Source organism: Tannerella forsythia 92A2, assembly GCF_000238215.1.
Lineage (GTDB): Bacteria > Bacteroidota > Bacteroidia > Bacteroidales > Tannerellaceae > Tannerella > Tannerella forsythia.
Genome location: NC_016610.1, coordinates 2,147,380 through 2,161,483 on the forward strand (window position 1 = coordinate 2,147,380; position 14,104 = coordinate 2,161,483).

General features: G+C 47.0%; 10 protein-coding genes. 7 read left to right on the forward strand and 3 right to left on the reverse strand.

The window, feature by feature from the left end; translation table 11 throughout:
- Positions 1–202 precede the first annotated feature (202 nt).
- Both BFO_RS08745 and rprY read left to right on the forward strand, forming a co-directional pair.
- Entirely contained in the window at positions 203–1,738 is a 1,536-nt protein-coding gene (locus BFO_RS08745) for a sensor histidine kinase (protein WP_014225328.1), read from the forward strand.
- Positions 1,739–1,757: 19 nt separating this feature from the next.
- Positions 1,758–2,483 carry a response regulator transcription factor RprY gene (gene rprY / locus BFO_RS08750; RefSeq protein ID WP_014225329.1) on the forward strand — a complete coding sequence of 242 codons (726 nt, stop codon included), beginning with the start codon at positions 1,758–1,760 and terminating at the stop codon, positions 2,481–2,483.
- Positions 2,484–2,650: 167 nt separating this feature from the next.
- Here rprY and BFO_RS08755 read toward each other — a convergent pair whose 3' ends face one another.
- Positions 2,651–3,301, reverse strand: coding sequence for a BT1926 family outer membrane beta-barrel protein (locus BFO_RS08755; protein WP_014225330.1), 651 nt, complete (start codon positions 3,299–3,301; stop codon positions 2,651–2,653).
- A 134-nt stretch (positions 3,302–3,435) separates the two neighbouring features.
- Entirely contained in the window at positions 3,436–4,134 is a 699-nt protein-coding gene (locus BFO_RS08760; protein WP_014225331.1) for a M48 family metallopeptidase, read from the reverse strand.
- Between the two features lie 356 nt (positions 4,135–4,490).
- Here BFO_RS08760 and BFO_RS08765 point away from each other — a divergent pair, with 356 nt between their 5' ends.
- The 5 genes from BFO_RS08765 to BFO_RS08785 all read left to right on the forward strand — a co-directional run bounded on the left by BFO_RS08765 (position 4,491) and on the right by BFO_RS08785 (position 12,860).
- The gene (locus tag BFO_RS08765; protein WP_014225332.1) at positions 4,491–5,030 is read left to right on the forward strand and encodes an RNA polymerase sigma factor; all 540 of its coding nucleotides are present in this window, start codon (positions 4,491–4,493) and stop codon (positions 5,028–5,030) included.
- Between the two features lie 183 nt (positions 5,031–5,213).
- Positions 5,214–6,209 (forward strand): FecR family protein, encoded by a 996-nt coding sequence (locus BFO_RS08770; RefSeq protein ID WP_014225333.1) that lies wholly within the window; start codon positions 5,214–5,216, stop codon positions 6,207–6,209.
- A 181-nt stretch (positions 6,210–6,390) separates the two neighbouring features.
- Positions 6,391–9,762 carry a SusC/RagA family TonB-linked outer membrane protein gene (locus BFO_RS08775; RefSeq protein WP_244262903.1) on the forward strand — a complete coding sequence of 1,124 codons (3,372 nt, stop codon included), beginning with the start codon at positions 6,391–6,393 and terminating at the stop codon, positions 9,760–9,762.
- Between the two features lie 24 nt (positions 9,763–9,786).
- Positions 9,787–11,559, forward strand: coding sequence for a RagB/SusD family nutrient uptake outer membrane protein (locus BFO_RS08780; RefSeq protein ID WP_014225335.1), 1,773 nt, complete (start codon positions 9,787–9,789; stop codon positions 11,557–11,559).
- Between the two features lie 41 nt (positions 11,560–11,600).
- The gene (locus BFO_RS08785) at positions 11,601–12,860 is read left to right on the forward strand and encodes a glycosyltransferase WbsX family protein (RefSeq protein WP_014225336.1); all 1,260 of its coding nucleotides are present in this window, start codon (positions 11,601–11,603) and stop codon (positions 12,858–12,860) included.
- 157 nt (positions 12,861–13,017) lie between these two features.
- On the opposite strand, the gene BFO_RS08790 is transcribed toward BFO_RS08785, so the two are convergent.
- Positions 13,018–13,782, reverse strand: a complete 765-nt coding sequence (locus BFO_RS08790; RefSeq protein WP_014225337.1) for an SDR family oxidoreductase — start codon at positions 13,780–13,782, stop codon at positions 13,018–13,020.
- Positions 13,783–14,104: the final 322 nt, after the last annotated feature.

The window sequence follows — 14,104 nt, forward strand, 5'->3', positions numbered from 1 at the left end:
TTAGATGGATTTGTGGAAGTGCTTTTTAGTTGTTGATAAAAAAAGATTTATATTGTTTTTGATGGAGGAGAAGAGGAAATTTTAATTTGTCTTACTAATTATTATTAACGATTTGGTGATGTGTTTTTTACCTTTTTTGAATAAATATTAAACTAAAACGCACGTTATTTGTTATCATTAAAACGAGGAGAAGCAAAAGACAATGAAGAAGTCAACGATTTGGATGCTTGCGACCGTCATGGGATTTGCATTTGCAGGCCTGCTTTATTTGCAGGTCAGCTATATCAGTATCATCATGAAGACGAGCAACGAACAGTTCGACACTACGGTACGTCGCTGTCTGGAAAAGGTGTCCGGCAGTATCGAACGGGATGAGGTCTATCGGTATCTGGAGGAAGACATCAAGTCCGGTGGGAACAGCTTCATGTATAAAAGTCCTCCCAATCAGATGGAGATCAATCAGAAGATTACCCAAAGCGAAAGCTACCAGTTGCATGTACAAAATGCGAATGGCAGCATCCAGCATATCGAACTCAATCGTTTCAGCGCAATGACTTCTGCGCCGTCGAAGAATACGATTATCCGCGCATCCGAAGAACAGCAGAAGAAACTGTTGAAACGTTACGAATATCAGGCCGGTGTGATTGATGATGTTTTGTACAGTATGATTTATACACCGAACCTGAAGCCTATTGACGAACGGGTCGATTTCAAGGTGTTGAACAATTACATCAAGTCGGAGCTGATCAGCAGTGGGCTGAATATTCCGTATATTTTTTCGGTGGTCAACAAGGATGGCGTAACCATCTATCAGAATGAGGCGTATGAGAAACCGCCGAAGGCTGCCGATGTCGTCACCCACGTGTTGTTCCCGAACGACCCGCCGTCGAAATGGAATTATCTTAAGATATATTTCCCGACGAAAAGGGACTATATATCGAGTTCGGTGACATTCCTCGTGCCATCCGTGCTGTTTTCGTTTATTTTGCTGGTGACGTTCATCACAACGATCTATATTATTTTCCGTCAGAAGAGACTGTCGGAGATGAAGAATGATTTTGTGAACAATATGACGCACGAGCTGAAGACGCCGGTATCGACGATCTCACTGGCCGCACAGATGTTGCGTGATACGGATATTACGAAAAGTCCGGACGTCTTCAAACATATTTCGGGAGTCATTAATGATGAAACGAAACGCCTCGGCTTCCTCGTAGAAAAGGTGCTGCAAATGTCGCTGTTCGAAAAACAGAAGGCGACGTTAAAACTGAAAGAAGTCGATGCCAATGATTTGCTGGTCGGTATTGTCAGTACCTTCGCTCTGAAAGTAGAGAAGTACGGCGGGACGATCGACGTGGATTTACAGGCCGAAGATTCGTCCGTTTATATCGACGAGATGCACATCACAAACGTATTGTTCAATCTGCTTGATAATGCCGTTAAGTATCGCCGTAAGGATGTGCCACTGGAACTCATGGCGCGCACACGTAGCGAAAACGGTAAACTGATTATCTCGATCGAAGATAATGGCATCGGTATCAAAAAGGAACACCTGAAAAAAGTTTTTGACCGGTTCTATCGTGTGCCCACCGGGAATGTCCACGATGTGAAAGGCTTCGGACTGGGGCTGGCCTACGTGCGCAAGATGGTGGAGGACCATGGTGGAACGATCCGTGCCGAACAACAACAGGAATCGGGAACACGATTTATTATAACATTGCCACTCATTAAAAACTAAACATTAAAAATCAGAAATTATGGACGAAAAGTTGAAAATCTTCTTTTGCGAAGACGATGAAAATTTAGGAATGCTGCTAAGAGAATACTTGCAGGCCAAAGGCTACATTACCGACTTGTTCTCCGACGGAGAAGCCGGTTATAAAGGCTTTACGACAGGGTCTTACGACTTGTGCGTGCTGGATGTGATGATGCCGAAGAAAGACGGCTTCACGCTGGCTCAGGAAATACGTTCCATCAATCCCGATATCCCGATCATTTTCCTGACTGCTAAAACAATGAAGGAAGATATCCTCGAAGGATTTAAGATCGGTGCGGACGATTATTTGACCAAACCGTTCAGCATGGAAGAGCTGCTGCTGCGTATCGAAGCGATTCTGCGCCGCGTGAAAGGCAAGAAGATGAAAGACGTGCCTTTCTACAGACTGGGTAACTTTATGTTCGACACGCAAAAACAGACGCTGACCATCGGCGAGAAGATCACGAAACTTACGACGAAGGAATGCGAACTGCTAAGTCTGCTCTGTGCACATGCCAACGAGATTCTGGAGCGTAACTACGCCCTGAAAACGATCTGGGTTGATGATAATTATTTCAACGCTCGGAGTATGGATGTGTATATCACCAAGTTGCGTAAATTGCTGAAAGATGATCCCGAGATCGAGATTATCAACATCCACGGAAAAGGATATAAGCTGATTACGCAGTCGGGCGAAGAACAGGCTCGCGAAGACGGTATCCTTTAAAAGAATCGGAGCAAGGCAGAGGCTGTCTTATAATAAAATGCATGTTTTATTGAGGCTGCCTCATTTGAAAGGAGGGTGTGTCAAAACACAATGTTTGACACACCCTCAACAATTGTCTTTCGGAATAAAACAGTCTTTATCCGCTAAATATCAGAAAGGAGCAATGATTAAAATACGAAACCTAATTTAAATCCGGCATTCGCTCCTACTGAAACAGTACTTGAGCTTCCTGCTTTCGTGCCTGTCGTAGAAGTACTTCCTGTGGTCTGTTTTACCGAGCCTACCGAAGCGGTACCAAAATCCAAACCGGCTTCTACACCCAGATAGACATTCTTCACAAAATAGTAGTCTGCGCCGAAGAATAATCCCATACCGAAACCCAAGGTACCCGGACCTTCTACTTTTGTCTTGTCTCCATGTTTAGGTTTTGAAGACGAAGACTGCGTCTGATATGCCAGACCTATATCACCCCCGATGTATGGCGAAAGTCTGTCTGTACCGCTGAAATGTTTTTCCACGCCGAAGCGCATGCCTATCTGACTTTTGTTTTGTTTTTTCGTTACATCTTCGTTCGATGTATCTTTCTGTGAATCAGTTATTAATGAAAGTGCGCCTCTTAATGCTATTCCGTCAGAGATGAAATAACGTCCTTTCAGCATACCGCTGTTGAGCATTACGGGACTTTCAGTTGCGAAAATACCTTTTGAGAAAAGGGACAAGTCGGCGGTTACATTCCCTTTTCTTGCCTTGAATTCCTGCGCGTTTACGGCGCCCCACACGGAGATTAATGTTACTCCTGCAATCAATAATTTTTTCATTTGTTCGTTTAACTTTGTTATTAAAATCGGCGGCAAACTTACGGAAAAAATATGATTTTGTCGTTTTTTTTTTCTCCGGGTTTTTATTGGTCAAGGGCCTGAATCTTTATCGAACGTAGTCCGTTTTTCTTTTTTTACCACACTGATTGCTTGCGCAGATCCCTGCGTAACTTTTGCGCCTGTCCGTCCGTGACGCGGTTCATCAACAGCCAGAACTGCTGGCTGTGATTCATCTCGACCGTATGGCACAACTCGTGCAGCAAGACGTAGTCGATCAGATGTTCCGGCAGCGTCATCAGTGAAAGTGCCAGACTGATGCGTCGCTCCGAAGAGCAGCTGCCCCAGCGTGTCCTCATATCGCGTACCGTTACCCTTGTGTATGAGAACCCATAACGTGCGGCCAGTGCCGCGAGTCGTTTGGGAAGCACGCGAAGTGCCTCGTGACGAAGCGCACGACCGATCATCGCACGTAAGATTTTCTGCACCGGTTCACTTCCGAAATCTGTTGCTTCCGGACAGGCCAGATGGAGTATGCCCTCTTTTAAGGTCATATAAAAACTCGTCCGTGGACAGCGGAAAATCCGCAGGTGAAAAGTCAACGTCTGCCAGTCCGTCTGTTCGTCGAACCGTCGTGTCGTGTTGCGTGTGAGTAACTCCTGTAACTTCGTGCGATGCTGACTGATGAACGCCAGCATCTCACGTTCGCTGCCACGTACCGGCAACGTTCCGATCACCTGCCCGTTCTCGACTCGTAACGTATATCGGCGGGCTCTCGGATGACGACGCAACCGTATCATGCCTAACACCTCGTCGAAAATCTCCTGTTCATTCATGCCTGTTGTTTCGTCTCGCAAAGATACTGATTTTCCCGAGCCTACAAAACGGATAGGCCGAGAAACAACGCGATATTTTTTGCGTTTTAGCGATTTCGTATGAACGAAAATGGGCGCATGAAGGTTTTAAAAGCGTATGAAAATAAATACGCTTATACATACAAGATTCATTGAGATATGTCGTATATTTGGACATTATTCCGGCGTTATTACCTGATAGTTGTTCTCGATAATGAAACAAGCTGTTAAACAGTGTATTAAATGTTATTGATCATTTAGCATGCGTAACAGCGTGAGGAAACAAATGGTACCGGTACTTACCCTATAGCAGGGAAACCGGCGAATAAAATATCATAATGAAGATGAATATAGACCTGATATGGCAAAAATTCCTGCAAGGAGGCGACGACCGCTCTTTCTCCGCTATTTACAACGAGTATGTGGATGAACTATATTCATACGGCATTCAATGGGGATTCCGGGACGAGATATGCAAAGACGCCATTCAGGACGTATTCTATAAAATGTATATTTCAAGAAACAGCTTGAAACAGGTCAAAAACCTGACAGCCTATCTGTTCAAATCATATAAGTATCGGTTGATCGATATTCTTCGTAGAGAAGTAAAAACTCAACATATCGATTTATCGGACCATTTTTTCATCTCGGAAAAGAACATCTTAGACCAGATCATCGACACGGAAGAATCCAATCTGCTGAGGAGTAAAGTCAAGAAACTATTAGACTGTTTGTCCGGACAGCAACGCGAAGCCCTGTATATGAAATTCTCACTCGGATTAGGGTACGATGAGATCGGTGAGATCCTTAATATCAACTCCGATTCCGTAAAGAAATTAATATATCGTACAATGAAGAAATTGCGGGAGCAATTTTAGAAATAACCGGAGGTCTTTTTCTGTCTGCCGACGTAACGCATAGATAGGGGGAAAACGGCAGCCATCAGGCCGACCGAGTCAAGTCTACTGAATCGATGGAATGTTAAAATTGTTGTCTTTTATCTTTTTTTTGTCCACCAAACGAAAACAGACACGTCATATCCCCAAAAAAAGAATCTAACGGTGGACAGAAAGAAAGAACATACCTTAACGAAAAGTGAAAAGGAGGCGATATACTCCCTCATCATACAACGTATCCGTAGCTATAAAAGGCGAAAACGCATGCTGCAAATAGCTTCGGTAGCCGCTGTCTTGTCGATCGGGATGATATCCGGCCTGTCCCTCCTCTTCCATTCGAACACGCCGGGAGAGACAAACCGTATTGTCGGACAAACATTACCCGACATGGAAATTCATTTGATCAACGGAGAGAAAACCGTTTCGCTCATATCCGGTGCCGAAATCAGATTCTCGGCAGAGGGTGACGCCTCCGTAACCGACGGTATGAACATAGACAAGATACTGGGGCTGGAGAAAGACCATACGAACAAATTAGTCGTGCCGTTCGGTAAACGCTCTACCTTGACATTGGCAGACGGGACAAAAATATGGCTAAACTCAGGCACCGAACTGGAATTCCCGTCGCAATTCAACGGCGAAAAACGGGAAATACACATGCAGGGAGAACTATATTTGGAGGTGGCAAAGTCGAACGAAAAGCCCTTTATTGTCCATACCCCCCGAATGAACGTTTGGGTATACGGCACCTCATTCAATATTTCGGCCTACAAGGAAGACAGCGAACAATCGGTTGTACTTGTCGAAGGTAGCGTACAGGTAAATAAAAATGGCCAATCGCTAAAACTCGCACCCAACCAAATGGCAAAGATCACCAGTACGGGGATGGAAAAAGCGACTGTCGACGTCTCGGAATATATAAGTTGGAAAAACGGCGTGCTGGTATTCAGAAAAGCCCCGATCTCCGACATCCTCCAAAAGGTGGGAAGATTCTATAATATTGATTTCGAATATCTCCCCGGCCGAATGAACGAAATGACATATTCCGGTAAACTGTTTCTGTCAAACAGCCTGGACAGTGTGATGACTTCCGTATCTATCCTCACGTCTACGACCTATACAAGGAACGACCGGATGATCAGTATAAATAAAAAACGATAAAGCCTATGGAGAAAAACATCTGAAGTAACCGGAAAAGACCGGACGATGCTGTCCCATCGTTCGGGTCATGAAATTCATTTACTAACTTTTAATGTGAAAACAAATTCATAACAAAATTATGGTAGAAAAAATAAATCCCAATCATATTGTTGCTTCCAATTGCATTCATATGATAAGAATCATGAAAATATCCGTTGGGTTGCTTTTCCTTGGCATTTTCTCGCTATATGCCGAAAACGTCTATTCTCAGCCAAGGGAGCTATCCCTCAATTTGAAAAATACGACCATCAGGCAGGCCTTTTCGGAGATTGAGAAAAACAGCGATTATGTCTTTATGGTTTCGGATGAAGCCGAACGTTCGCTTGATAAGAAGATAGACATTGCCGTACAAAAGGGATCCATTGACAAAATCCTTTCCTTACTTTTGGAGGATACCAATCTGGATCATGCAATTGTCGAAAGGCAAATCTCTGTTTTTAAGAAGAAGGCTAGTGCCGTTGCGACAAGAACAATGGTTTCGCAGAAAAATCCCGTAAGTCAGCAGACCGCCAAAAAAGGAATAACAGGAGTTGTAAAAGATTCGAAAGGAGAACCGGTCATCGGGGCTAACGTTATTGAAAAAGGTACGCCGGCAAACGGTACCGTAACGGACATCGACGGAAACTTCTCGCTAAGTGTCGATAATAATGCGGTTCTCCGTATTTCTTTTATCGGTTATACCGATCAGGAGATAAACACGGCCGGCAAAACCCGATTCGATATCACACTTCTTGAGAACGCCGAGGCGTTGGATGAGGTCGTTGTGGTTGCATACGGGACGCAGAAAAAATCAACACTGACGGGAGCTGTGGCTGCTATCAACACGAAAGAGATCAAGCAAAGCCCTATGGCAAATTTAGCCGTCACCCTGACCGGTCGTTTGCCGGGGTTGATCGCTATTCAGCGTAGCGGTGAGCCGGGACGTGACGCAGCAATGCTCTATATGCGCGGACGCGGTACGGTCAACGGACAGAATCCGCTGATACTCGTCGACGGCGTAGAGCGAGAAATAACCTCTATCGATCCCAATGAGGTAGACAATATCTCGATACTGAAAGACGCTTCTTCGACAGCATTGTTCGGTGTCAGAGGCGCTAACGGCGTGATCCTTGTTACGACGAAAAGAGGAACGAGCGAAATACCCGATATCAGTCTGAATGCCGAAACGGGTTGGCAGACGTTTACACGCTGGCCTTCATCGCTAAACGCTTACGACTGGGCAACTTTGAAGAATCAGGCCTGGCGCAACGACACGCCGAATCCGGGTGTCAACGACAAGCCGCCGTATTCCGACTATGCATTGGAAAGATACCGGTTAAATGACTGGCCCGAAGTATACGGAAACCATAATTGGGTACGGGAACTGATGAACCAATGGGTACCGCAAAGCAGATATAACCTCACCTTAAACGGAAAAGGCAGCAATGTCGGATATTTCGTAAACGTAGGTTATTTGCATCAGGGCGGACAGTGGAAGATTGATCCCGAGCCTAAGAGCTACGATCCGAGCAACTATATGGATCGGTATAATTTCCGCGCCAATATAGATGCGGCTCTGAACAAACAGAAAACATTGAAGGCTTTCCTGAATGCAGCCGGTACTTTCGAATCCGTCAACGGACCGAACAGTACCTCCGAGAAAATCATTTACCATACCCTCACCTTGTGGCCGTCTATCCAACCGGGGCCTTTGACACCGGACGGACAGGTATTGATCGGATCGGGCAGCTATCAGGAGTCGCCGTGGGCACTTATCAACCGTTCCGGATATAAGAAAGAATCGAGAAGCAGCGTGAACGCCTCGTTCGGCATGCAATATGACATGGATGCATTCGTTAAAGGTCTTTCGGCCAAGATTATTGCATCGTTCGATACGAAATCCGTTAATACGCTGACCGGAAGCAGAGGATATCAATATTGGGAACAAGTGATCGATCCCAATCAAAAAGGGGCTGACGGGCGCGACAGTATTTCATACCATCGTATTCGCTCCGATTTCGATAACACGCCGCTCTCGACGAAGAAAGAGGCTACCTTCCAATCGTTCTACGACATACAGTTTCAGCTGAATTACTATCGTGTCTTCGACAAGAAACATTCCGTCACGGGTCTGCTCCTGGCACAGCAGCAGTCCCTAATCAAACCGAACGACCCGTTGCCTTTCAACGTAAGAGGGCTGTCGACCCGTCTGTCGTACGGGTATGACGAACGATATATCCTTGAGTTCAATATCGGGTATAACGGTTCCGAGCAGTTCGCGCCCAAGAACAGATACGGGCTTTTCCCGTCTGTCTCGGGGGCTTGGAATCTGTTCAACGAGTCGTTCTTCAAGTCAGCTGTCAGGACGATCAACAAGTTGAAATTAAGAGCATCGTACGGTACGGTGGGGAATGACCGAATCGGAGATACGCGCTTCCTGTACATGGATAATATTACAAGACCGGGTGCAGGCTATTCGCCTGGCATCTCGAACAATCATACCATAGCGGAACAGTTCTTCGGAAACCCTAACCTCAAATGGGAAACGGCGAGAAAGTTCAATGCAGGACTGGAAATCGGACTGTTCAACGCCCTCAACATCACGATTGACGTCTTCAATGAGAAGAGAGACAACATTCTTATCACGAAAGAATCGTTACCGAGTCTGATCGGAGTGCCCAGATCGACCATTGCTCCGTTCAACCTCGGCAAGGTAGAAAACAAAGGGTATGAAGTTGAAATGACCTATTCGAAATCCATCCATCGAGACCTGTTCGTTATCGTAAAAGGAAATATCAACTACAACGATAACAAGGTACTCTATATCGACGAGCTGCAACGCGACAATACATATGCCTATCCATATCGCCAGACAGGCTACTCGATCGGGCAGCAATGGGGACTGAATGCTCTCGGATTCTTCAAGGATCAGTCCGAGATCGATAACTACGCCCGCTATGACGGTATACAGCCTCGCCCGGGAGATTTGAAGTTCGAAGACCTGAATGGCGACGGAATCATCAACGACAAGGACATGAAACCAATCGGATATTCCGATATTCCCAAATACACGTGGGGATTGGCTTTGAGCGTAACGTATAAGAATGTCGACATCTCGGGACTGTTTCAGGGAGCAGCCAAAGTGTCGGGTATGGTAGAAGGAAGCGGCGCCTGGGAATGGTACGATTTCAGAGAATACCATTTGAAAGCGTGGACGGCGGAAAGAGCCGCAGCAGGCGAAGATATCAAGTTCCCTGCACTGTCGCGCGCACAATCGGCCAGCGAACTTCGGCCTAACACATTCTTTAATCTCGATCGCTCGTATGTCAGGCTTAAGAACCTTGAAATAGGATACAATGTGCCTAAAAAATGGTGTTCGCAATTCCACGCCAAATCGGTCAGGATATACCTCAACGGATATAATCTGTTTACGTGGGACAAGATGAAATTCAAAGACTGGGATCCCGAAGTGACCGACAATCGATCGTATCCCATTTTAAAAGTCGTAAATTTAGGGGCTAACGTTACATTTTAATTTAATCTGTAAATGCAAATTGCTATGAAAAAGAAAATAACGAAAACGATACTCATTGTTTTAGCATACATTGTATGTACGGGATGTTCGGACGTACTGGATATAACGCCCGACGGGAGGATGACGCTCGACGATGTCTTCAAGAACACGGACTATACGGAATCCTATCTCAATTCGATCTACGAATACGTACGGAAATACGGGCACGGCTATCATTATTATTCGTTCCTGTCGTCATACACCGACGATGCGACCGACAGCCAGGTGCCGCAGGATACGTGGATGCAGCTCCACCAGTGGAACCAAGGCAATTTCAGCTCGAGCAACCTTCCCTTTATGCACGGAAGCGAAAAAGAGAGGCGCAACGACCGGGATTTCTGGGGAACGGCTTACGGAGGTGTCCGCAAAGCGAATGTTTTCCTTGCAAGGGTGAACGAATCGAATGTGCCCAACGCCGAGAAACGGGGACGATACATTGCCGAAGCCAAAGTGTTGAGGGCACACTACTATTTCGACCTGATAAAGAACTACGGAGGAGTGCCGCTTATCGATAAAGACATTATATTGGATCAAGATTATGAAAAGATCGAACGTGCTTCTTTCGACGATATCGTACAATTTATCGTAAAAGACTGCAACGAGGCTATTGCCGAGCCAAATCTGCCGTTCAGAACCAAGTTCGCTACGGAGCAAGGACGGATGACGAAAGCCGTTGCGCATTTTATCAAAGCGTCTGCACTGCTGTTCGACGCAAGTCCGCTGTGGAATCCGGATGATGACGTCCGGAAATGGCAGGCGGCCGCTGCTGCCGCCAAAGAAGCTGTCGCCGCTCTTGAAAGCAACGGCTACGAACTGTATCCCAAATATGAGGAATATTTTATCACCCGCCCCGACAAGTCAGACCATCCGAACGACAGGGAAACGATACTCGAAGCGATCGATACGTGGGGATACGGGGGCCAGACATTCAGGCGATTCGGAACAATCGTTTTCCTGATGCACATGATCCCTTCGTTTCCTTCCGAGAAGTCCGGCCTTTGCCCATCGCAGGAGCTGGTCGACAGTTACGAAATGAAGGACGGCTCAATTCCGATTCTGGGCTATTCCGATACCGAACATTTGCAACCGATCATCAATCAGACGTCGGGATATGACGAAAACAAACCTTATGTCGACAGAGACCCGCGCTTCTACGCTTCTGTTTGGTATAACGGCGCCCATTTCGGAAAAAAAGACAGTAAGGATATTTATATCGAGTCTTACGTCGGGGGTACGCATGGAATCTCCGGTATCAAACAACGATCTCCGACGGGATACTACACCCGTAAATACATCGACCCGGCGCAACGCTCGGCAGGAGCGAGCACGACGTTATGGCGTATATACCGCATGGGAGAGCTTTATCTGACGCTTGCCGAAGCAGAGAACGAAGCAAACGGACCTACGGCCGAAGCCTACGCGGCGGCCGACAAAACAAGGGCGAGAGCCGGTATGCCCGGTCTGCCGAAAGAACTGACCAAAGAGCAGTTCAGAGACCGTATCCGCCGCGAACGGAGAATAGAAATGGCGCTCGAAGAAAACCGCTTCTACGACATCCGGCGATGGAAGATCATGCCCGAAAATTCAAAACTTAAAACAGGCATGCGGTGGATAAAAGCCGAAGACGGTACGCTGACTCATACGCGCATCGTATCCGTACGGTGCGAGCCAACTTCCGACGAGAAGTATTACGTCTTGCCGATCCCCCTGAATGAAACGATGCGGATGCCGCTCTTAAAACAAAATCCCGGCTGGTGACTTTTACAAAAAAAATGTATCATTTTCCAAAAACAATCATCATGAAATATCTCGAAATCAAATTTCAGGTAGCAGTTTTCTTTCTCTTCTCGTACGTTTTATTTTGTACGGGATTCGTATCCTGCACGAATGCGCCTTCAAATGCGAATAACGCCGTCGGTGGCCAAACAGAGGAGAGAACAGACAACGGCTATTACGTAGCGGCATATATCTGGCCGTCGTGCCATCATGACGAGCGCTTCGGTGACATGCTCTGGCCCGAAGGAAAGGGCGAATGGGAAGTCATCAACAAAGGCAATCCGCGGTTCGACGGGCACTACCAGCCCCGACGCCCGCTGTGGGGCTGTGAGATGGACAATGATCCGGCTGTCATGGAGAAATGGATCGAAACGGCCGTTCGCTACGGCGTCAACGTCTTTGTCTTCGACTGGTACTGGTATGACGGAGGGCCTTTCCTCGAAAGCACGCTGAACGACGGATTCCTGAAGGCGAAAAACAATGCCGACATGCAGTTTTATATTATGTGGGCCAACCACGATGTGAAAAAGAACTACTGGAACGTGCACAAATTTACGAATGATACAACCCTCCTGTGGAATGCCGTCGTCGACGAGGCGAATTATAAGACGATCGTGAAGAGAGTGATCGAACGGTATTTCAAACAACCGAACTACTTCAAGATAGACGGTTGTCCTGTGTTCTCGATATTCAGTGTCGACAAACTGATGGAGAGCTTCGGTGGAGACGTGGGGAAAGCGCGGCAGGCGCTGGATTACTTCAGAGAAGAAGTCAAAAAGGCCGGTTTCCCCGATCTGCATATCCAATGGAATCAGGGTGGGGGGGCTCTGATGTCGCCGGAAAATGCGAAACAATTCTCCGACAGGGTGAACGAGATGGGCTTCAATAGCGTAGCCATGTACAACATGGGTGGGACAGACGAAGATTACATCGTCTACGGGAATAACGCCGTCGACATCAGGGCGCAGATAGATTCACTTCTTGACATCCCCGTGTTCCCCTGCGTATCGATCGGATGGGACGACACGCCGCGCTTCCCGACCAAAGGCATCCGCGACGTGGTGCATTATCACAACACGCCCGAGAGCTTCGCAGCCCTGCTGTACAGGGCCAAACAATATGCCGACAGCCATCCCGAACAGCCGAAGCTGATTACCATAAACGCATGGAACGAGTGGGTGGAAGGAAGTTATCTCCTGCCCGATATGCTCAACGGATACGGATATCTGGAAGCCGTCAGGAAAATCATGAACGGGACATTCGATTCATACGCAAAAAAATAAGGCGATGAACGATAGCTCACTCCCATGATGGAACCGGCAGAGAGAGCCCAAGATTTCAACGTGCAGGCTTACTCTACTACGCAAGTGTCAGATTAGGAGCCAAACAAGGTGATCTTGACGTTTAATCGATCAAGACCACCTTGTTTGGCTACAGTTTTTATGCTTTCATCCGGTGAAACATCTTTCCGTCGGCCTGCGCCGCAGGCAGCACGAGCACATCCTGCACATCTACATGCTCGGGTTGTGACAGGGCATAGCAGATGGCTTCGGCGATATCATCGGCCGACAGCGCCCGGTATCCTTCGTATACCTTGTCGGCACGGTCGCAGTCGCCCTTGAATCGCACAACGGAGAACTCCGTCTCTACGGCGCCGGGACAGATTTGCGTCACCCGGATACCGTAGGGCAGGAAATCCATCCGCATGCCTTTACTCAAGGCGTCGACGGCATGCTTGGTGGCGCAATAGACGGCGCCGCCGGGATAGACGTCTTTGCCGGCAACGGAACCCAGGTTAACGATGTGTCCCGACCGTCGGCCGACCATACCAGGCGCAATCGCCCGCGTGACGTAAAGCAATCCCTTGATATTCGTGTCAATCATACGTTCCCAGTCGTCCGCGATACCCTCATGTAGTGGTTCCAGTCCAACGGCCAGTCCGGCATTGTTTACGAGCACATCGATCCGTTGCCATTCAGCGGGCAACTGCTCGACGGCAGCCTGTATCTCGTCGCGTCGCCGCACGTCGAAGCACAGCGTGTGTACCTTACAGCCGTATCGTTGCGTCAGTTCGTTCTTCAACTTCTCTAATCGTTCGCCGCGTCGGCCGGTGAGGATCAAGTTGTGCCTCTCTCGCGCTAATCGTACGGCCGTCGCCTGACCAATCCCTGATGTAGCGCCTGTAATAAATATTGTTTTTGCCATATTGCTGTAAAGTAAATTTATATCCCGACAAATCTACAAAAATCAGGGGAGGTGACAAAGTTGATTTTCGTTTTTACAAAAAATGCTATGGCGGAATGAGGGTTTAATGCTGTTGGGGCTGTATCGTTGAATGACAAGCTTTTGCCCAAACGGCTGTAAAAAGATTTCTTTGTTTGTGATATTCGTTTTATTGAATTGTTTTTTTGTAATAATTTGCATGTAAAATGTCGTTAGTTAGCTTATTTCTAAAGATGATAAAATAATATGCGAAAAATATAAGTGTAAGATAAAAGAAATATGTAAATTTGTGCGTTGGCTATAA

Bases quoted from the DNA above. Each gene is read 5' to 3' on its own strand.
- BFO_RS08745 (WP_014225328.1), top strand. From the start codon at position 203: ATGAAGAAGTCAACGATTTGGATGCTTGCGACCGTCATGGGATTTGCA.
- rprY (WP_014225329.1), top strand. From the start codon at position 1,758: ATGGACGAAAAGTTGAAAATCTTCTTTTGCGAAGACGATGAAAATTTA.
- BFO_RS08755 (WP_014225330.1), bottom strand. From the start codon at position 3,301: ATGAAAAAATTATTGATTGCAGGAGTAACATTAATCTCCGTGTGGGGC.
- BFO_RS08760 (WP_014225331.1), bottom strand. From the start codon at position 4,134: ATGAATGAACAGGAGATTTTCGACGAGGTGTTAGGCATGATACGGTTG.
- BFO_RS08765 (WP_014225332.1), top strand. From the start codon at position 4,491: ATGAAGATGAATATAGACCTGATATGGCAAAAATTCCTGCAAGGAGGC.
- BFO_RS08775 (WP_244262903.1), top strand. From the start codon at position 6,391: ATGAAAATATCCGTTGGGTTGCTTTTCCTTGGCATTTTCTCGCTATAT.
- BFO_RS08780 (WP_014225335.1), top strand. From the start codon at position 9,787: ATGAAAAAGAAAATAACGAAAACGATACTCATTGTTTTAGCATACATT.
- BFO_RS08785 (WP_014225336.1), top strand. From the start codon at position 11,601: ATGAAATATCTCGAAATCAAATTTCAGGTAGCAGTTTTCTTTCTCTTC.
- BFO_RS08790 (WP_014225337.1), bottom strand. From the start codon at position 13,782: ATGGCAAAAACAATATTTATTACAGGCGCTACATCAGGGATTGGTCAG.